At 46.5% G+C, this 18,907-nt stretch carries 15 protein-coding genes and 1 tRNA gene; 5 read left to right on the top strand and 11 right to left on the bottom strand.

Features of this window, described 5'->3' with window-relative positions; all coding sequences use genetic code 11:
- Positions 1-236 precede the first annotated feature (236 nt).
- Positions 237-476, bottom strand: a complete 240-nt coding sequence (locus EO93_RS01755) for a type II toxin-antitoxin system HicB family antitoxin (protein ID WP_048131604.1) — start codon at positions 474-476, stop codon at positions 237-239.
- A gap of 437 nt (positions 477-913) precedes the next feature.
- On the opposite strand from EO93_RS01755, the gene EO93_RS01745 reads away from it, so the two are divergent.
- The gene (locus tag EO93_RS01745; RefSeq protein ID WP_048160842.1) at positions 914-2,638 is read left to right on the top strand and encodes an alkaline phosphatase; all 1,725 of its coding nucleotides are present in this window, start codon (positions 914-916) and stop codon (positions 2,636-2,638) included.
- Between the two features lie 255 nt (positions 2,639-2,893).
- Positions 2,894-4,006, top strand: coding sequence for a methylcobamide--CoM methyltransferase (locus EO93_RS01740; protein WP_048160840.1), 1,113 nt, complete (start codon positions 2,894-2,896; stop codon positions 4,004-4,006).
- 93 nt (positions 4,007-4,099) lie between these two features.
- Here EO93_RS01740 and EO93_RS01735 read toward each other — a convergent pair whose 3' ends face one another.
- Positions 4,100-4,291: a hypothetical protein gene (locus EO93_RS01735; RefSeq protein WP_048131596.1), complete on the bottom strand. Its 192-nt coding sequence runs from the start codon at positions 4,289-4,291 to the stop codon at positions 4,100-4,102.
- Positions 4,292-4,473: 182 nt separating this feature from the next.
- On the opposite strand from EO93_RS01735, the gene EO93_RS01730 reads away from it, so the two are divergent.
- Together EO93_RS01730 and EO93_RS01725 are read left to right on the top strand one after the other, a co-directional pair.
- The gene (locus tag EO93_RS01730) at positions 4,474-5,745 is read left to right on the top strand and encodes an anion transporter (RefSeq protein ID WP_048160838.1); all 1,272 of its coding nucleotides are present in this window, start codon (positions 4,474-4,476) and stop codon (positions 5,743-5,745) included.
- Between the two features lie 182 nt (positions 5,746-5,927).
- Positions 5,928-8,036 (top strand): methyltransferase domain-containing protein, encoded by a 2,109-nt coding sequence (locus tag EO93_RS01725; RefSeq protein WP_048160836.1) that lies wholly within the window; start codon positions 5,928-5,930, stop codon positions 8,034-8,036.
- A 156-nt stretch (positions 8,037-8,192) separates the two neighbouring features.
- Here EO93_RS01725 and EO93_RS01720 read toward each other — a convergent pair whose 3' ends face one another.
- From EO93_RS01720 to ilvE, 3 genes are all read right to left on the bottom strand, one after another.
- Positions 8,193-9,287, bottom strand: a complete 1,095-nt coding sequence (locus EO93_RS01720) for a GTP-binding protein (protein ID WP_048131639.1) — start codon at positions 9,285-9,287, stop codon at positions 8,193-8,195.
- Positions 9,288-9,866: 579 nt separating this feature from the next.
- Positions 9,867-11,810, bottom strand: coding sequence for a molybdopterin biosynthesis protein (locus EO93_RS01715; protein WP_048160834.1), 1,944 nt, complete (start codon positions 11,808-11,810; stop codon positions 9,867-9,869).
- Positions 11,811-12,111: 301 nt separating this feature from the next.
- Positions 12,112-12,990, bottom strand: a complete 879-nt coding sequence (ilvE, locus tag EO93_RS01710) for a branched-chain-amino-acid transaminase (protein ID WP_048131592.1) — start codon at positions 12,988-12,990, stop codon at positions 12,112-12,114.
- A 348-nt stretch (positions 12,991-13,338) separates the two neighbouring features.
- Here ilvE and EO93_RS01705 point away from each other — a divergent pair.
- A tRNA-Arg gene (locus EO93_RS01705) sits at positions 13,339-13,413 on the top strand.
- A gap of 394 nt (positions 13,414-13,807) precedes the next feature.
- Here EO93_RS01705 and EO93_RS01700 read toward each other — a convergent pair.
- The 6 genes from EO93_RS01700 to EO93_RS01675 form a co-directional block, all read right to left on the bottom strand.
- Positions 13,808-14,380 (bottom strand): PspC domain-containing protein, encoded by a 573-nt coding sequence (locus tag EO93_RS01700; protein WP_048131591.1) that lies wholly within the window; start codon positions 14,378-14,380, stop codon positions 13,808-13,810.
- A gap of 98 nt (positions 14,381-14,478) precedes the next feature.
- Positions 14,479-15,846 carry an SO_0444 family Cu/Zn efflux transporter gene (locus EO93_RS01695; RefSeq protein ID WP_048160832.1) on the bottom strand — a complete coding sequence of 456 codons (1,368 nt, stop codon included), beginning with the start codon at positions 15,844-15,846 and terminating at the stop codon, positions 14,479-14,481.
- Positions 15,843-16,190, bottom strand: a complete 348-nt coding sequence (locus EO93_RS01690; RefSeq protein WP_048131637.1) for a helix-turn-helix transcriptional regulator — start codon at positions 16,188-16,190, stop codon at positions 15,843-15,845. Before EO93_RS01690 ends, EO93_RS01695 begins: the two co-directional genes overlap by 4 nt.
- A 217-nt stretch (positions 16,191-16,407) precedes the next feature.
- Entirely contained in the window at positions 16,408-17,181 is a 774-nt protein-coding gene (locus tag EO93_RS01685) for an energy-coupling factor transporter transmembrane protein EcfT (RefSeq protein ID WP_048160830.1), read from the bottom strand.
- On the bottom strand, positions 17,174-18,094 hold the full coding sequence (locus EO93_RS01680; protein ID WP_048160828.1) for an ATP-binding cassette domain-containing protein: 921 nt from the start codon (positions 18,092-18,094) through the stop codon (positions 17,174-17,176). Before EO93_RS01680 ends, EO93_RS01685 begins: the two co-directional genes overlap by 8 nt.
- Positions 18,070-18,894, bottom strand: a complete 825-nt coding sequence (locus EO93_RS01675) for an energy-coupling factor transporter ATPase (protein WP_048160826.1) — start codon at positions 18,892-18,894, stop codon at positions 18,070-18,072. The genes EO93_RS01680 and EO93_RS01675 overlap by 25 nt, the downstream gene beginning before the upstream one ends.
- Positions 18,895-18,907 lie beyond the last annotated feature (13 nt).

The following is an 18,907-nucleotide window of genomic DNA, read 5'->3' as shown; positions in this document are numbered from 1 at the left end:
TTAATTTTTGTTTAAGAACAAAATTTTGGGTAATTAATTTAAAATAGTCAATGATATAATGTTATATTTGTGGAGTTGGGAAGTGAGTAGGGTATATACAATAAGAAATGCTTGGGGGCCATTGATCCTGCTCTGGATCAATATGCTTGGGGGAGCATATCTTCAGGGCTGCTGTGTTGGGGGACACGGTAAAAAAGGATAATAGTGCCTCTGAGCTTCTTCTCACAACGTTTTCTTCACTGCGCTTTTTTCTCTCCAGGTCTTTTCCCTGTTACTTTAAAAGTTGTCACAAACGGGCGCTTGATCGGAAGGGTGATGTCCTCTTTTTCTATATGAAGTTCTACCGCTTCTTTCAGGTTCGAAACAGCTTCTTCAATCGTTTTTCCCTGGCTTGATATGGCCAGTTCCAGGCATGAGGATACGTACCGCTCGTTCTCCTTTTGCACTACTGCCGAAAATGTAAACATTTCTGTCATGGTTCGTAATACCTCAGTGCCTATGTTAAATATTTCGCATCTAGCTATTTTAGATCGAGCTTATCTATTGACTCTAATAGATCGGAGAAGGAAACTATAAAGTAAATATCATAATTGTTCAGCTACCTTTGCTCCGAACTTCTTTTTCTGCTATATTCAATGCTGCTTATTTTCATACTGGTTAATACAAAAATCATTAATTTCGTGTTTTTTACGGGGCGTGATGATATTCTATTTCTCTGTCACTCTAATCCCGAGGCTATTCTTGACAATCTAAAGAGTCTCGAGATTGAATTGAATTATGTTAAGATTGAATTGAGTGAGATTAAAGAAAAAGTTAGGGATCTAAAGGCTCTTTTTAATCCGAACAGTCAATACAGCAATAAGCTCTCGTTTACCGATACTTACTAAGATTCTTTAAAGTTTGAGGTAATTTCATGGAGACCAAGAAACGATATGTTTTGTTTACTCTATCAATCGTCGGTCTGCTGCTGCTCGGATATATTACTTCGGCGGTGGACTCAATCGATTCCCATGCAAAAAGTACTGTTTTAAACATTAATGGCAATTCTATAACTTTGGCAGACCCGGATGCCAATATCAAAAACATTATTGTCCTTGTCCCTGACGGGTGTTCCCAGAGTGTACAGACCCTTGCTCGATGGTACAGCGGGAAACCCCTGCAGCTTGATGAAATGATGGTTGGAGCAGTATCAACTTATAGTGCTGACTCAGTTATCACAGATTCTTCTGCTGCTGCAACGGCATTAGCTACAGGTCATAAAACAACAAATGGGTTTATAAGCGTCGGCCGGGCTGATGATTCTGTGTTAAGCATACTGGAAGCCCCTTCCGAAGAAGTCCAATACCGACCGCTTGCAACAGTGCTTGAAGGTTCAAAACTTGAAGGCAAAGCTACCGGGCTTGTGGTAACCTCTCGTGTCACTCATGCCACACCTGCGGCTTTTGCTTCTCATGTAGATGACAGAGATAATGAAAACGAAATTATGGAACAGATGGTTTATGGGGATATTGACATAGTTTTCGGCGGCGGTTCCGGTTATCTCGTACCTGTAGATGAAGGGGGAAAAAGGAAGGATGGGGAAAATCTTACCAAAGTACTTCTTGACAGAGGCTACCAGTTTATTGATAACAAAGACGAAATGTTGGACCTGACCTCTGGCAGAACCTGGGGACTTTTTGCCAAAAGCCACATGGAATCGGACATTAACCGCCCCCTACTTGCACCTGAGGAGCCTTCTCTTGCAGAGATGACCGAAAAGGCAATCGAGCTGCTCTCCCAGGACAAGGACGGCTTCTTCCTGATGGTGGAAGGTAGCCAGGTTGATTGGGCAGACCACTCCAATGACCCTATCTATGCTGTCACCAGTTTTCTGGCATTTGATGAAGCTGTTAAAGTTGCAGTTGATTTTGCTGAAAAAGACGGGCATACCCTTGTCCTGGCTTTCCCGGATCATAACACAGGCGGCATGATTATTGGCAGTTACTCCGATTCAGAATATACCTCCACAACAGTAAAAGATGTTATTAAGCCTCTGAAAGGCATGAAGCTCAACTCTCCAGGTGTTGAGGCAAAAATAGGGAAAGATCTTTCTCCCAAAAATATCAAAACCCAGTTGAAGACCTGGTGGGGCATTGATGCAACTGATGAAGACATAACTGAAATTCTTGAACTTTACAATGATGGGAAAGGCCTCTCACTCGACTATGCTATCAGTGAGGTAATCAGCCGAAATCATACAGTCATTGGGTGGACTACTCATGGGCACTGTGGAGAAGATGTCCCTCTGTGGGCTTATGGTCCTGACAGTCCTGCAGGACACATGGATAATACTGAAATTGCGGAATATGTTGCTAAAGAACTGGGCTTTGACCTGAATGAAACCAGCGAATATCTGTTTGTCGAAGCAGGGGAGGTTTTCTCCAGAGACAACGGAGATGGGCAACTCGATGAAAATGAGTATTCTCTGGATATGACAGATCCCTTAAACCCTGTACTGAGAATCGGAGATGCCGAATTGCCCGTGAGCAAGAACCTTCTTATTAAGGATGGAGTTACTCATGAACTCGACGGAATAATTGTTTACGCCCCTGAAACCGATAAAGTCTACATTCCTTATGAAGCCCTTTCATTCGTCTGATGCAGGCACTGTCACAACAATGAAACCTGCAAACGGGTGAATAAGCCATATTGAAATCTCAGGAAACCCTGAAGAAAAACGGAAGATTTTTTCCTTTATATCTTTTTTTTATTCATTTTGCTCTTCTCTACCATTTATGAGCTGGAAATTGGTTGAATTTCCTTCTCAGGATTTTTTCTTCTGCCTTAAATCTGGGTGGTATTTATAAAACTACTTTTATACTGATATATGGAAGCTTAAAAAAGGAGATCCTATATGGAAGCGGAAATGACCTCAAGGGAGCGTTTTATTAACGCACTAGAAGGAAACTATGTTGACCGTGTCCCATACGGCTACCTGTGGTTCGGAGCAGGGCATGCGGTACTGGAACGGATGGGCACAAGCCTCAAGGACGCCTACGGTTCTGCAGAGGGAATTGCAAGGGCACAGATCCTTGCGCGGGAGATGTATCACCAGGATAATGTAATGTCCCCCTGGGGCTGCCTTCTGGTGGAAGCCGAGGCACTCGGGACAAAGGTAAACATAAAGGAAAATGCCTATCCTACAGTTGCAAAATATGTACTCAAATCCGCGGCTGAGCATGAATTGATAAACCCCGATGACATCGAGAAGTCCGGGAGAGTGAAGACCATTTCCGGATCGGTTGAGATTCTCAAGAAGGAAATCGGGGATGAAGCATTTATCACAGGGGCAACTATGTCTCCTCTGATGCTCGCATCTCAGGTCATGGGAGGGAGCAGGCTCTGCATTGACATGCTGAAGGACAGGGACAGTTTCCACGCCCTGCTGGAAAAACTCACGGAAAGCTGCATCCTTTTTGCCGATGCCCTGCTTGAAGCCGGAGCTGACGGTATTTTTGTCGAAAACGGGGAGAACACGGGAGACCTTTTCAGCCCGCAAATGGCTGAAGAATTCATGCTGCCATATACGAAGAAACTCTATGACCATATCAAAGCCGGAGGAAGCTATGTAATCTCCCATAACTGCGCAGCTCATGCCTTCTATGACCTGGAAATGAAACTTGAACCCCATGCCCTTAACTTTGCCTTCGGGGATGTCAGGCTGCTCGGAAAAAAGTATGGGGTTGAATGTAAAAAGCTCCATAACCACAAAAACATCGGATGCGGTCCGAGGCACTGCTTCAAGGAATTTAAGGAATTCTCGGATGCAGGCATCTGCCTTATGGGAAACATTATCCCGGACGCTCCTCTCACCGGTTCCTGCGCCGAGATCGAGCATGAAGTAAAAAGCTGTCTCTCCGCGGCACCGAAAAAAGGTTTCATTCTGTCGACAGGCTGCGAAATCCCTCTTAACACCCCGCTTGATAAAATGGAATTACTCTGGGATGCAGTAAAAGCAGGAATTTGAGGACTTCTTTCCAGGCTTTTGTTTCAAGGAAAGCTTTCTGGAAATATTAATTGTTTCATAAAGTTTCGTAAAGTTGGTAAATTTAGTATAATTTCAGTAATAAACAATTTTTGAAAAGCCCTGAGGCAGTTCTTCTCCCAGGAATTTTTCTACTTCTTTTTTCAGGTTTGCAACGGCTTCTTCAACAGTTCCTCCTTTACAGATTACATCCGCTTCAGGGCAGATTGAAACATAGGCATTCTCCTCCTTGAGAATGGTTGCAGAGAAAGGAAACCATATAGTCATATTTTGAAATATTGTTCAGTCCATTTTAAGCGTTTCGTATCCCTGTACTCTTGCTGTACTCTCACGAGCCGTTTTTCAGGGGTAGATGGACGAGCGCAGGAAATTTATACTTGCGAATATATCACATTCGAAGTTTATATTAATAGAACTTTGAAACTTATGTTGACAGGCTTGCGGGATTTATGGCAGTAGAGTCTTTGATAACCTCTTTTGTGTCTTCGCCTGACCTTTCGGTACTCGTTCTCCTTGGAGTCCTTTTACTGACCGCTCTGAGGCAGGTTGGGTCTTTGAGGCTGCAGATCTGGCAGGTTATGACCCTCGGGGCTCTCTCAGTGCTACTGCTTGGGGAAATTTCACCTCAAGAGGCTCTCCGGGCAATTAACATGGATGTTCTCCTCTTCCTTTTCGGGGCTTTTTGTGTGGGTGAAGCGCTTAACAGGAGCGGATACCTTGCCTGGCTTGGAAGCCGGATAGTTTCAAGGGCAAAGAACAAGGGTCAACTGGTCTTGCTCGTGATATTTTCTACAGGGCTTCTCTCTGCAGTCCTTATGAATGATACCCTTGCTATTATGGGCACTCCGCTTGTTCTGCGTTTTTCCCGGAAATACGGGGTATCCCCCAAACTCATGCTCTTTGCCCTGGCTTTCGGAATAACCACAGGCAGCGTCATGAGCCCCATCGGAAATCCTCAGAACCTTCTGATCGCAATTGACGGAAATCTTGATTCCCCGTTTGTGACCTTTTTGCGCTCGCTGGCTCTGCCGACTCTTATAAACCTTGCACTTGCTTACGCAGTACTCAGGCTCTTTTTCAGCCGGGAATTCGGGAAAACAGCTCTTGTTCATTCTGAAGAGGTTATTTCCGACCCCGAACTTGCAGAAATCTCAAAGAAGTCTCTTTTCCTTCTGCTGGCTCTTATCACCTGTAAGATCCTTCTTGTGGAGTTTCTGCCTGCCCGGGATTTCAGTTTGAGCTGGATTGCCCTGCTCTCCGCTTCTCCCATACTGCTCAGTAAAAGGCGAACTGAAGTTGTAAAGAATATTGACTGGACAACTCTGGTCTTCTTTGTTTCAATGTTCGTGCTTATGGAAAGTGTCTGGATGTCCGGAACCTGCCAGGAACTTCTTGGCAGAATGTCTCCGCATTTAGGCTCGGTTCCTATGATTCTTGTCCTCAGCATGGGACTCAGCCAGCTTATTTCTAACGTTCCCTTTGTTGCGCTCTATCTCCCTGCAATGGGAAGTGAGGTCTCTCAGGGGCAGCTGATGGCGCTTGCTGCTGGAAGTACAATTGCGGGGAATCTTTTTATCCTGGGGGCTGCAAGTAATGTTATAATCCTTCAGAATGCTGAAAAAGATGGTGAAACGTTTTCTTTTATGGAATTCGCCAGAATTGGGGCATTAATTTCCTTTTTAGATGCTATTATTTACTTTATCTTCCTTTTGCCCTTCTAAGCAATAATATTTCCCTAAATAACGCTAAAAAATCCGTTATAACTTTAAATGCCCTTTTAAAACCTATTAATCCTCTAATAAATTTTGCTGGTTAACCCTTACAGTATATAAAGGGTACCCAACCCTCTGATAAACTTGATATACTGAGAGCACATACACTTTTTTCTGGAAGATATCAAATCATGACCCAGAATACTACCGATTCAAATACCAGGCGCAAACGCGCTAAAGGTACCGTACAGATGAAAACCCTCGGACCTGTTGATGACCTTGAACCCCATGTCCAATCCAACTGGTGGCAGACTCTTTTTAATTCCCTTTATCTCAAGACCGATGCCGATCTTCTGGATGATATGGAAGTTACAAGGAAAGAAACAGATCTTGTTGTCTCCATCCTCGGACTCGCCCCTGAAGACACGGTTCTTGACCTTTGCTGCGGACAGGGAAGGCATGTCCTGGAACTGTCAAGGAGGGGTTTTTCAAACGTCGAAGGTTATGACAGGTCTCAGTACCTTATCCGGAAAGCAAGAACAAGGGCTCTGAAGGAAAACCTGCAGGTCCGGTTCAGGGAAGGGGACGCAAGAAAACTGCCTTACCCATCTGATACTTTCTCTGTGGTTACCATCCTTGGAAACAGCTTCGGATACTTTGATTCCACTCTGCATGATCGAAAAGTGCTTGAGGAGATTTTCAGAGTACTGAAGCCCGGAGGCAGGGTTTTTATTGATGCTGCAGATGGAGACCATATGAAAAAGAATTTCCAGCCAAGATCATGGGAATGGCTGGACAGGAAGTACTTCGTATGCCGGGAAAGAGCTCTTTCTTCTGATGGCGACCGTTTGATTTGCAGGGAGGTTATATGCCGCAATGACAGAGGAATAATTGCGGATCAGTTTTACGCTGAGAGGCTGTACAATAAGGAAAGCCTTTTTGAGCTGCTTACAGCATCAGGTTTTAGCAGCCCTACTTTTCATACAACCTTCAGCCCTGTGTCAACAGGCACCCAGGATGCAGGAATGATGGAGCAGAGAATCCTGCTTTCAGCAACGGTTGAAAAAGCCTGGCCGTCTCTGGCTTCCCCTCTTCATTCTGAAAGTAAAAAACCCCTTAACGTTGTAGTGGTGCTTGGAGACCCGAGAAAGGAAGATCAGGTCAAGCCTGCTTGCGTATTTGATGATGATGATTTCGAAACCGTTAATAGGATGAAAAAGGCACTTGCTGAGATTCCTTACATGAAATTCACTTTCCTGGACAGGCATGAAACCCTTCTCGAAGACCTTAAAAAGAGGGCAGGAAAAATTGACCTTGTACTCAACCTCTGTGATGAAGGTTTTAACAACGACCCCACAAAAGAACTCCATGTTCCTGCCCTGCTTGAGCAGTTCAATATTCCTTATACAGGCGCAGGTCCACAGTGCCTCGCCTTCTGCTATGATAAGTCTCTTGTAAGGGGAGTTGCCCGTGAGATGCGGATTCCTGTGGCAAAAGGAATTCTTGTTACCGGAGATTCTGATGTTTCAAGGCTTTCCCTCTCTTTCCCCCTGCTAGTAAAACCCAACTCAGGGGACTCAAGTTACGGGATCACGCAGAAAAGCATAGTCCACAGCAGGGAAGATATATTCAATATAATGAAGGAGACGAGAGAAAAAATAGGGTCAGATAAGCCTTTCCTGCTGGAGGAGTTCCTTCCGGGGAAGGACATCAGTGTCGGTATAATCGGAAATCCGCCTATGTGCACTGTACTGCCTATCACGGAAGAAGATTACTCTGCAGTTCCGGAAGAACTTCCACAGATTTGCGGGTATGAGGCTAAATGGCTTCCTGATTCCCCATACTGGAATATCAAATCCGTGCCTGCAGGAATTCCTGAAAAAACCGAAAAAGAAATTGTGAGGTGCTGCCTTGCTCTCTTTTCAAGGTTGGGCTGCCGCGACTATGCTCGCTTTGACTGGAGGCTTGATGCCGAAGGCAGGCCAAAATTGCTTGAAGTAAATCCGAATCCTGGCTGGTGCTGGGATGGGCACCTTGCAAAAATGGCAGCTTATACCAATATCTCTTACTCCGGTATGCTGGCAGCAATTCTTGAGGCTGCAAAGAAAAGGTATGGTATCGGAACCGATGTAAAGGCTGAGCTTCATAAGAAAGTCCCTGAACAATCCCCAAGGAAAAGCCCGGCTGAATGTGCTGCGGAATTCGAGGAGGAAGTCGAAGCTAAAGGTTCTATCGACTCAAAGAACGATAGAAAGAGAAATGTTTTCTCCAGCAATTCTGAAACAATACAGGCTCTTTAAGAGTATCTAAAATCAAAAAGTAATATCAATAAGATCGGTTAAGAAAAAGGTTAGATTTGGAAAAAAGTTATATTCAAAAAAACTGCAGTCAAAAAACTACGGAATGCGAAAGATCGATTTCTTCCTTTATTCTTCCCTTTCGCTTTCCTTTTTCTTTTACTTCTGGATGATTATCGTGAGGATATCTTCATCCTCCATGGCATGTTCAAGTCCTACCCTCTGTCCGGGGTGTTTTGCAGACGGGCCCCAGATCTGGGCATAACGGAACTTTCTGCGGAAATCACGGTGCAGGCGGTCACAGATCTGGCCTATGTTTGTCCCACTCATTACTATAAGAGGCTCTTCCATATCTGCTGGTCCTCCCTGAGGTTTCAGGTAGACCCGGATAAAGCCCAGGCAGTCGTAGATAGCGTCCTTGAGCTCCTCGATATTAATGCCTTTATGGGCTGAGATAAATATTGAGTTCGGGTATATTTTCCGGCATTCTTCTATCAGCTGAGGGTAGGCAAGGTCCACTTTGTTGACTGCAATCAGGGAGCTGACATAACTCCGGTTTTCCAGGACGACATCGATAAGCTGGTCTACAGTGATATTTTCCCTTATCAGGACATGGGCATTGTGGATTTTATATTCATCCAGTACTGCCTTGATGGTCTCTTCATCCAGGTCAAGGTCTATGGTTGAGTTTATCTCGATTCCACCCCTGTCCTTTCTCTTGATGGTAACGTCAGGGGGCACCTCATCCACACGGATTCCTGCCTGGTATAGTTCGTCCATAAGGACTTCATAGTGCTTGGGCTGGAAAACATCGAGCAAAAAGATAACCATGTCGGAGTTTCTTATGACCGAAATCACTTCTTTCCCGCGTCCGCGCCCTGAAGATGCGCCTTTTACAAGCCCGGGTACGTCAAGGAACTGGATTGTTGCGCCTTTGTGCTCAAGCACTCCCGGCACGACGGTAAGGGTGGTGAATTCGTATGCTCCTACCTCTGATTTTGCGCCAGTGACTTTATTCAGAAGAGTGGATTTCCCTACCGACGGGAAGCCCACGAGAGTTACGGTACCATCTCCCGACTTCTTGACCGAGTAACCGTCTCCTCCACTCTTTGAGGAGGCTTTCTTCTCAATTTCATCCCGCATGCGGGCCATCTTGGCTTTCAGCCTGCCTATGTGGTGAGAAGTTGCCTTATTGTACTGGGTCTTTCGAATTTCGTCTTCTACTTCCTGTATTTGCTCCTGTATGCTGCTCATCTGGAACCTGCCGACTTCGGGACTGAAGAAATTATTTTCATAGCACTTTAAAAATGAAACCGCATTCAAACGGTCTCTATAATCCTTTTTTGATCTAAAACAGATCCGTTATCTGGATATTTTATTCTGAATAGTTGGATGCAATATATATACCTATGGAATGGTTTTTATCGCTACTGAATGGTCTTTACTGATAGAATTATTTTATTTCCTTGCTACTAAGCTACTAAATGATTTTTACTGCTTGAATTATTTTGTTGGTATGAAATTATTTTTATTGATTGATCCGGAAATGATGAAATTGGTCTATTATTTATATCTCTCAATAAGTATAATAATACTTAAACCTTCTTGATGGGAAGCTCTCTGGCAAATATGCATAACAAACGCCCTGGAGCTTCCTGATTAATTGGTTGGTATTATTCCGAAGTGACCGCAAATGGCATCTCACGTTCTTTTTTCACGCGCCGCGCAAGGCTTGACCCCGCCTGCGTACCGTAGATCTATACAAAATCAATAGCCTTACCGGTAGCTTTAATACCAAAATACCAACCATGCAGCGGGGTGCGACCAACGCCTTTACTCAAAAGGAATGATCTCTCCAGTTCTCTCATATACCTGCAGCCCTGCCGGAAGCTTTGAGGCGAATTCTGTGGAGCTAAGGGTTTGCAGGAATTTTATTACTTCAGGGGCGTCCAGCACCTCTTTTCTGACCAGGAAGTCATATTCTTCTTCTGCAAATTTTACGAATTTCAGGCCGGTTCTTTCTGCACAGTTCCTTATGCCCACTCCGGCATCAGCCTTTCCTGAATGAACAGCCTCGCAGACTACAACTTCAGATTTCGCTCCGGAAACGTATCCTGGTATTGAGTCCGTAAACCCTTTTTTGCTTATTCCTCTTTCCTTTGCCAGTTCCTCTATTTTCATCTCCAGAAGAGCCCTTGTGCCCGAACCCCTGTTCCGGTTAATCAGGCTTTTTCCTGGCAGGTCTTCAAGTCCGGAAACCGGGGTGCTCTGCCTGACAAGGAGCCCTACTTCACGCCTGTACCCTTTAACAAGCACAGCTCCTGAAAGACTCATTGCCTCAACTGTAGGGGTGTTGTACCGGATTTCACCTTGCAGGGTTCCGTTCTGTCCTTCCGGATGTCTGGAGGGCATATTCACGCCTGCGATATCTGCCGTGCCTGCGGCAATTGCACTGAAACCCCCGCTTGAGCCGCTGTAAAGTGTTCTGAACCTGAGTCCGCTAAGGTCTTCCAGAACATCAAGTCCGGGGCAGAACCCGCCTGCTATGAGCAGGTCCGGCTTTTCAACTTCTCCAAAAAGGGTTACTTCTACCGGAGTTCCTGCTTCTATGAACTCGGTCTTTGGCGGGATTTCTATAAAGCCATCTGCTCCGGAAAGCGATGTTATGGCACCTGAACCCCTGTCTGCAGGATAAACCCGTCCCCTTACCATGCCTACGGGAAGGAGCTGCTGCCTCCCTTCGGAACGGAGATCCGTACCCATTATTCCTTCTTCCGTTTTTCTGATTTCCGCCTCTGCTCCAAGGGATTTTCTAAGAAGAGGAGCCACAAATTCATTAAAGATCATTAAAGCAGATGTAGGGTTTCCGGGAAGCCCGATAATCGGGACATCTTTTATGACGCCGATGATTACAGGTTTTCCCGGTTTTATGTTAATCCCGTGGGCAAGGGTCTCTCCTGCTTCGTCTATTAATCGGTACATCACATCCCCTGCCCCGGATGATGTGCTGCCCGAAGTCAGGATAAGGGCACACTCCGAAACCGCAGTTTCAAGTGCTTTTCCCATCACACTCTCATTGTCCTTTACAATCCCGTAAAGCAGGGGGGAAGCTCCGCATTCCTGGACTCCTGCGTATAGCGTGTAAGAGTTTGCGTCATATACTTTCCCCGAAGCCAGCGTTTCTCCCGGATTGGTGAGTTCGTCTCCAGTAGAAATTATCCCTACCTGCAGCCTGAGTACGGGAACTTCTTTTTTTCCTATGGAAGCCAGGACCCCGATTTCTCTTGTGCCCAGTTTCCTTCCCCTGCGCAGCACCCTTTCCCCCTTCAGGATATCAGAGCCTGCTTTCATGATATTTTCTCCCCCGGTTACAGGTCTGAAGATGAGTGCAGTCCCGTTTTCTTCAGAGGTATATTCAACCATAACCACAGCATCAGCCCCTTCAGGAATCGGGGCCCCTGTCGCAATCTCCACAGCTTCCCCTGCCGAGACCGTGAATTTTGCATCCGAACCTGCGGGGATATTTCCAAGTAACCTCAGCTTTACAGGCTCTGTTTCACTGCAGGCATACGTATCTTCTGCCCTGACAGCATAACCGTCCATCACAGCTCTCGGAAAAGGAGGGACATTAATTTCGGTAATAATATCCTCTGCAAGGATTTTTCCGTGGGCATTCTCAAGGGCTGAGCTTTCTTTTTCAGGACGGACCTGAAGGCTGTTTATTATTCTCCGGGCCTCCTCCACAGAGACAAGTTCCCGAAATTCTTTGCGTTTCATAAGAGTCAAACCTGAAATCTTATCGGTTTTCAGATGGATTTTTTACCTTAATAGCATTTCCCGGTGCATATCAATCTGTTCTTGCATCCGTAATCGCTCTTACAGCTGGAATCGGCTGGTGCCTGCAGGAGAAAAGTATACAGGGTTGACTGATAAGATTGACTTCGAACGTCGAAAGAAATAGATTCCAGCTAAGAAGGTTGACTGAGAAAGATTTGATCTAAAAAAGAGTTTGGCGGGAAAAATCCCGCCGTTTTTGTTTTTGTCTTCAGAGTCGCGCTCTTTCATTGAGCAGACTCTTTTATTTATAAATCGGTGTGCCCGTGCTCTTGGTTATTTTATCAAAGGCTTCAACCATTTTCATTGTAAGGGGTCCTGGTTTGCCTGTACCTATGAGTCTTCCGTCAAGTTTGGTAACGGGGGCAGATTCGGCTGCAGTTCCGGTGACGAAGATTTCATCTGCTGTGTAGAGGTCAAAAAGGCCGAGATTTGATTCGATGACTTTGTAGCCCATCTCGTCCAGGAGTTCGATGGCTGTGGCTCTTGTGATACCCTTTAAGTTGCTTATTGTGTGGGGGGTAAGGACCTGGTTGTTTTTGACGATAAAGATGTTGTCTCCCGAGCCTTCGCACACAAAGCCGTTCTGGTCAAGGAAGACGGCTTCATCTCCTCCTTTTTCATTGGCTTCAATCTTTGCGAGGATGTTGTTGAGATAGTTCAGGGACTTGATGTTCGGGGACAGGGCATCCGGGGCATTTCTACGGACACAGACGCTGACTCCTGTGAGCCCGACTTCGTAAAGGTCGCCGTACATGGCTCCCCAGCCCTGGGCGATAACAACGACACATGGTTTTTCACACTTGCGGGGGTCAAGTCCGAGGTCTCCGACTCCTCTTGAGACGATGGGGCGGATGTAAGCATCTTTGAGGTTGTTTTTCCTGAGGGTCTCAAGGATTATCTCGGCCATTTCTTCTCTTGTGATGGGGATGTCCATTGCGATTGCTTTTGCTGAGTCATAAAGCCTGTCAACGTGTTCCTTTAACTTGAAGACACGCCCGTTGTATGCCCTTATGCCTTCGAACACACCGTCGCCGTAAAGGAATCCGTGGTCATAGACCGAAACTTTGGCTTCGGATTTTGGGACAAATTTCCCGTCTAAATAAATCAGTAACTCATTCATTTGCAAATCATCCTTTTAAGTTTTTATTATCTGTAGGGTACTTAACTGGGGCTTTCGATCCAGTATAGTCTTTAACCTACAGGTCAATAGCCCATTTAACTTTTTCACTCTTTTACAGTATGTAAGCTCTATGAAAAGCTCTTAAAGAAACTCAGAACTCCGAGAGAGTTGCCATACCGAGATTCTTAATAAACATTCCAAGTAAAGCGGGTAGATACTAAATATATATTACAATTCCGCTTCCACATAAATATTTTAAGATTTTATATCGCACCAATTAGTATGTTCATGCAAAAGGTTTTTATCCTAGAAGGCTCATTTCGTACTCCGCAGTAGGATAAGCAACCAGGGCTCGTGGCTTAGCCTGGATATAGCGCTGGGCTTCTAACCCAGACGTCGGGGGTTCAAATCCCTTCGAGCCCGCTTTATTCTTCTTGCTTACTTTTGATTAATTTCTGGTAAATAAACCTCGACCTTCTTCCTGATGTCCTTATACTTTTTATTGAAATTTCCACTCGTTTTCAATTCCTTTTTGTCTTTTTTCGGCAACGAGCTTTCAGCATAGCTGCAGTTTTTTACGGAGGCCTGTGCAACATCTCTTTTCAAATCGAAAAAATTCAAAAACAGGGTTGAAAGTTGAATAAATATAAATTAAATAAAATTTGAATAAATATACCTTATATAAAATTTGAAATAAATATACATTAAATAAAAAAGCAGTCTACCGGGGACGCTGATGATATGAAAATTCCCGGTATAATCTCACATAACGCTATTTCTTGTTCTTTAAAAATCCGGATACTGCCAGCTCTTTTCGTTAACTGCTCTTCCGGGTTTCGGGCACCATCTGAACGCTCTCTTCCGAGGGCATGATTATTGCCAGAATAATATATATGACGATCCCGATCCCGTCTATCAGGGCAAGAAGAACAAAGACAAGCCTTACAAAGGTCGGGTCAATCCCAAAGTATTTTCCGAGCCCGCTGCAAACCCCAAAGAGCATACGGTCACTCTTACTTTTTGTCAGGCGCTTTTCCATTTTATAAACCGTGCGTTTTTCTTCTTTTGTCTCCCCCTTTTCTTCGCTGGTTCTTTCCCCTGACTCTGTTCTGGCTTCTTCTTTTATTTCTTCCATTGTTTTCTCAGGTTTTTCCCATGATTTCTCTGTATAGCCAGTTTCAAGTTCCCCCGGAGCCTTGAAATCGCTTTCTTTTGGTTCTATTCTTTCCTGGGGTACAGGCTCTATACTGGCTTCTTCTTCTGTTTCTTCCATTGTTTTCTCAGGTTTTTCCCATGATTTCTCTGTATAACCAGTTTCAAGTTCCCCCGGAGCCTTGAAATCGCTTTCTTTCGGTTCCTTTTTTTCCTCAAAGTCGGGATTTTCCTGCATACTGATTATTCTATTTACGAGGATTTATATTATCCTGCTATTTATCCAACGTTTTTTATAATTATATATCTGATTTCTTCCTGTTCTCTCTCTTCCTTTCAATGGCATTCAGTGCAGCCACACTCTTGCCCCCTGCGGAAGACTCCGTATAGCATCAGAGGGAGCAGGAGGGCCGCAAAGCCGATCTTAATACCTTCTGGAAGCAGTTCTCCTGCGCTTCCCAGGGTTGCAGTCGCACTTACTCCCAGCTTAAGGTAAAGCCAGTCAAGAAAGATTCCTGCCCCAAGGGAACACAGGGAGATCACTCCAAGGTAGAGGGCTGCAGAACGCTTCCCCAGGAAACGGGCTACCATGGTTATGGTTGCCGCATTGGTTGCAGGACCTGCAAGAAGGAAAACAAACGCTGTGCCAGGGCTCATTCCTTTGGCTACGAGGCTTGCGGCAAGAGGAGTTGAGGCTGTAGCGCAGATGTAAAGTGGAATTCCCACTACAAGCATGACCAGCATTGACCCGAGCCCTCCTCCCAGGTATTCCTGAATCAGGGTTTCGGGAACAGCATAGGAAATTATCCCTGCAAGCAGAATTCCAATCAGCATCCACTTCGAGATTTCTCCGGGAAGTTCTATGTAGGAATATTTCAGTCCTTCCAGGAACTGCTCTTTTACGGATTTTTTGCTTCTCCCATCCGGCAATGATTCATTTTTCTCCTGCTCGCAGTGCCCGCAGCCGCACGAGGAGGTTTTGCTTTCAGTCGCCGGTGTTGCTGAGGGAAGTGTGAGAGGCAGGACTCCTTTTCCGGATCCGGTCTTCAATTCCAGAGGCATGGCTTTTGAAGGCACCGTATTCAGGGCAGGATATTCCTTTTTTCCTATTCCGGGAACTTCAGGTGAGCTGCAGCCGCAGGAATGGGAGTTGCATTTTTCTCCGGCTGCCGATACTCCTACAAGGGTCGAGACTGCAAGGATTTCTGTTTTTTTCCCGGATTTTTCCAGGTTTTTGCCTCCTTTTTTTTCGGGTTCTTCCCCTATCAGCAGGTTGTCTGCAAGCCCTGCAAGAAGTGCAGTTACAAGGGTTGCAATCGGGCGGAAAATAGTCATCAGGGGGTCAAGGAGAGCGTAGGTGATTGCAATAGAGTCCACTCCGGTCTGGGGAGTTGAGATCAGGAAGGACAGGGTTGCGCCTCTGGTTGCCCCCCTTTTCCTTATAGACATGGCTGCGGGGATCACTCCGCAGGAACACAGGGGAAGGGGAAGACCTGCCAGGGAGGCGTTGATAACGGAACGTACTTTTCCTGCTGATGTTCCAAGGTATTCCACAATTTTCTGATCAGGAACGATTACATTGAGGAGACCTGCAACGCCGAAGCCGAAAATAAGGTAAGGGGCAGCTTCCACAAAGATTTCCCAGGATGCGAGAAGGATCCCCGAAAGCAGGAAAGGAATGAAGCTGAGGAATTCAAAGCTCATGTTTTTTCCTCCACATGTTCAAGGCACATCTCAATGAGTGTGCGTACATGTTCGTCTGCGATGTAGTAAACCGTAAATTTTCCTTCCCGCCTGACTCTTACAAGGTCAAGCTGCCTGAGGGTCCGAAGCCCGTGAGAGACCGCAGACTGCGTGACTTCAAGAGCCTGCTCGAGTTCACAGACGCACATCTCTTTTTGTCTGAGCAAAAAAAGGATTTTCAGGCGGGTATCCGATTGAAGCGCCTGAAAGACTGCAGACATCCTCGTAATATTTTCGGAATCAGGGACCTTCTGCATCAGGGTTTCTATCTTCTCCGGGTTAACACGATCGCACTTATCTTGCATGAACATATGAACAACTGTTCATATATTAATGTTTTTCGAAAGACTGCAGAGTTTAGAGACTAAACGGAGGGACTTGAAATCCAGGTTTCAGCTTAAGGTTTTGGCTTAAGGTTTAGACTTCGGGTTGAAAAGGCTACTTTCTGTAGAAAAACTTAAACCCGCCACTTAATCTCGAAATTTAAGCCCGAAATTTAAGCCCGAAATCCAAATTGTCTTTTCAGATTTTTATTAATAATAGAAAAAATGCTCCGAGCACGAGCAGTGCTGACCACTCGAGTTTCTGCATCCTGAGTTCGTGGAGAGAGGTCCGGCACTGTCCCTGGTAGCACCTGCTCTCCATGGCTTCTGTCACTTCTTCGGCCAGGAGGATCGACCTTCTTATCAGGGGCACTGCAATTGCCGTGGTCCCCCGGCGCAGGTCATGCCTGAGGTCAAGGCCCCGGGCGAGCTGGGCTGCCCTGATAGTCGCTGCGTTTTCCAGGAAACTTGGGAGGAAGCGGATGGAGAGTGACATCATGGTTGCCAGGTCGAAGGAAGTCACTCCGAGGTAGCGGAGCGGCAGGGGACGGAGCAAGCGCTCGATCCCGTTGGTAATCTGGTTCGGGAGGGTACTTGCCGTAAGGAGGGCCGCATAGAGCAGGAGCAGCCCAAAGCGTAAGGAAAGCAGGGTTCCAAGCCTCAGCCCTTCATAAGTAGGGGTAAGCACCGGCAGGGGGACAATGGGAGTCCCTTTAGTTGCAAAGAGCTGGAAACAAAAGATGAAGAACATAAAGAAGAGCAGGGGGCGGACCGACCTGAGCAAAAAGGAAAGGCGTACTCCCGAAATCCCGGTCAGCAGGAGGAAAAATGCAATAAGTAACCCCATCCCGGCAAAACTCTCTTCCCTGAAGACCAGGATGCTCAGGCACATCACTGCCCCAAGCTTGGTCCTGGGGTCCAGCCTGTGCAGGAGGGAATTCCCGTAGACGTAGTTGAATGCAGTCTCATACATTGTCCCTCACCACCGTCTCAGCTATTTCCTTCTCCGTTGTTCCCGTTTCATCTGCCTTCATTTCAGCTTCTCTTTTTTCTGATATTCCCCTCTCTTTTTCCTGCATTTCCGGCCTGAGCTTTTGAAGCTCTTTCAAGGCCTCTTCTGCCGTAAAGATGTCCTCCCTGAGGTCGGCTCCCTTCCTGTTCAGTTCTTTCATAAGCCTGGTGAGCAGGGGCACCGGGGAATGTCCTGCACGGAGGTATTCTTCAGGGCTGCCTGTAAACACGATCCTGCCCTCTTCCATTGAAATGACCTTCTGGGCGAAGGGCAGGATTTCTTCCATGTTGTGGGATACAATGACGATCCCGACTCCCTTTTTATGAATCTCTTGAAGCCTTCCGAGCAGCTTGGTCCGGCCTTCGGGGTCCAGGCCTGCAGTGGGTTCGTCCAGCACCAGGTAGGCCGGGCGAAGCGCCATGATTCCCGCAAGTGCAACTCTGCGTTTCTCTCCCCCGCTCAGGCTGAACGGGGAGCGGTCCAGGATCCGGGTATCAAGGTGTACGAGAGACAGGGCATCATGCACCCTTTTTTCAAGTTCTTTTCCCCGGATCCCGAAGTTCGAAGGGCCGAAGGCAACTTCCCTGTATACAGTTTCCTCGAAGAGCTGGTTCTGGGAATGCTGGAACAGCATGCCTACTTTTCTGCGCACTTCCCGGCTATTGGTGTCCAGCCCGTCCACGGTTACCCTGCCGCTTTCGGGGTGGAGAATCCCGTTGAAATGTTTAATGAGTGTGGATTTTCCTGCTCCTGCGGTTCCTGAGATGACGGCAAATTCCCCTCTTGCGATCTCCAGGGAGACGTTTTCAAGGGCAGGCTTCCTTTTCTGGTTCCCGGAATAGGAATAGCTTAGATTTTCCACCTTGATTCCCATATCTCCTCCGCAAGATTTTCTATTGAAGACAGCCGTTTCCAGTCAAAGGTAAAGCCGCGGGCTTCCAGGCTGTTCAGCAGTTCAACGACGGGGGGAATTTCCAGGCCGAATTTCCCCGGCTCAGGGGCTTTGAAAACGGTTTCCGGTTTTCCTTCCTGCACTATTTCCCCCCTGTCCATCACGATTATCCTGTCAGCGTACAGGACTTCTTCGAGCTTGTGCGTCACATACACGATAGTTCGGGCTTTTCCCCGCAGCTTTCGGATGATTTCCCGGACCTGCTCCCTGGATCTGGAGTCCAGCATGGAGGTTATTTCGTCAAAAACAATGCACTCGGATTTCATTGCAAGGGCCGAGGCGATAGCCGCGCACTGGCTCTGCCCTCCGCTTAGGGTTTTTGGGGAATGGTTTTTGAAGTTCTCAAGTCCCACCACTTCCAGGGCCCTGTCTACCCTTTCCCGGATTTCGTTCGGGGGCAGGGCAAGGTTTTCGGGCCCGAAAGCCACGTCTTCTTCCAGGGTTGTGCCTACGAACTGGGTGTACGGGTTCTGGAAGACCATGCCCACGGTCTGCCGGATTTTGAGAAGATTCGAAGGATCTGCCGTGTCCATATCGTTTATGAACACTTTCCCTTCCATCGGCTTCAAAAGCCCGTTCAGGTGCCGGATAAGGGTGGACTTTCCCGAACCGTTCCTGCCAACTATCCCGAGAAATTCTCCTCTTTCTATTTCGAGGTTTATTTTCTTCAGGCCCCGTGTCCCATCAGGGAAGTTGTAGCTAAGGTCCTCTATCCTGATCATTGTTTTTGGCTCT

This window comes from Methanosarcina sp. 1.H.A.2.2, assembly GCF_000979975.1.
Taxonomy (GTDB): Archaea; Halobacteriota; Methanosarcinia; order Methanosarcinales; family Methanosarcinaceae; genus Methanosarcina.
Note: the sequence above shows the minus strand (reverse complement) of the source record. Positions and strands in the feature narration are given on the sequence as shown.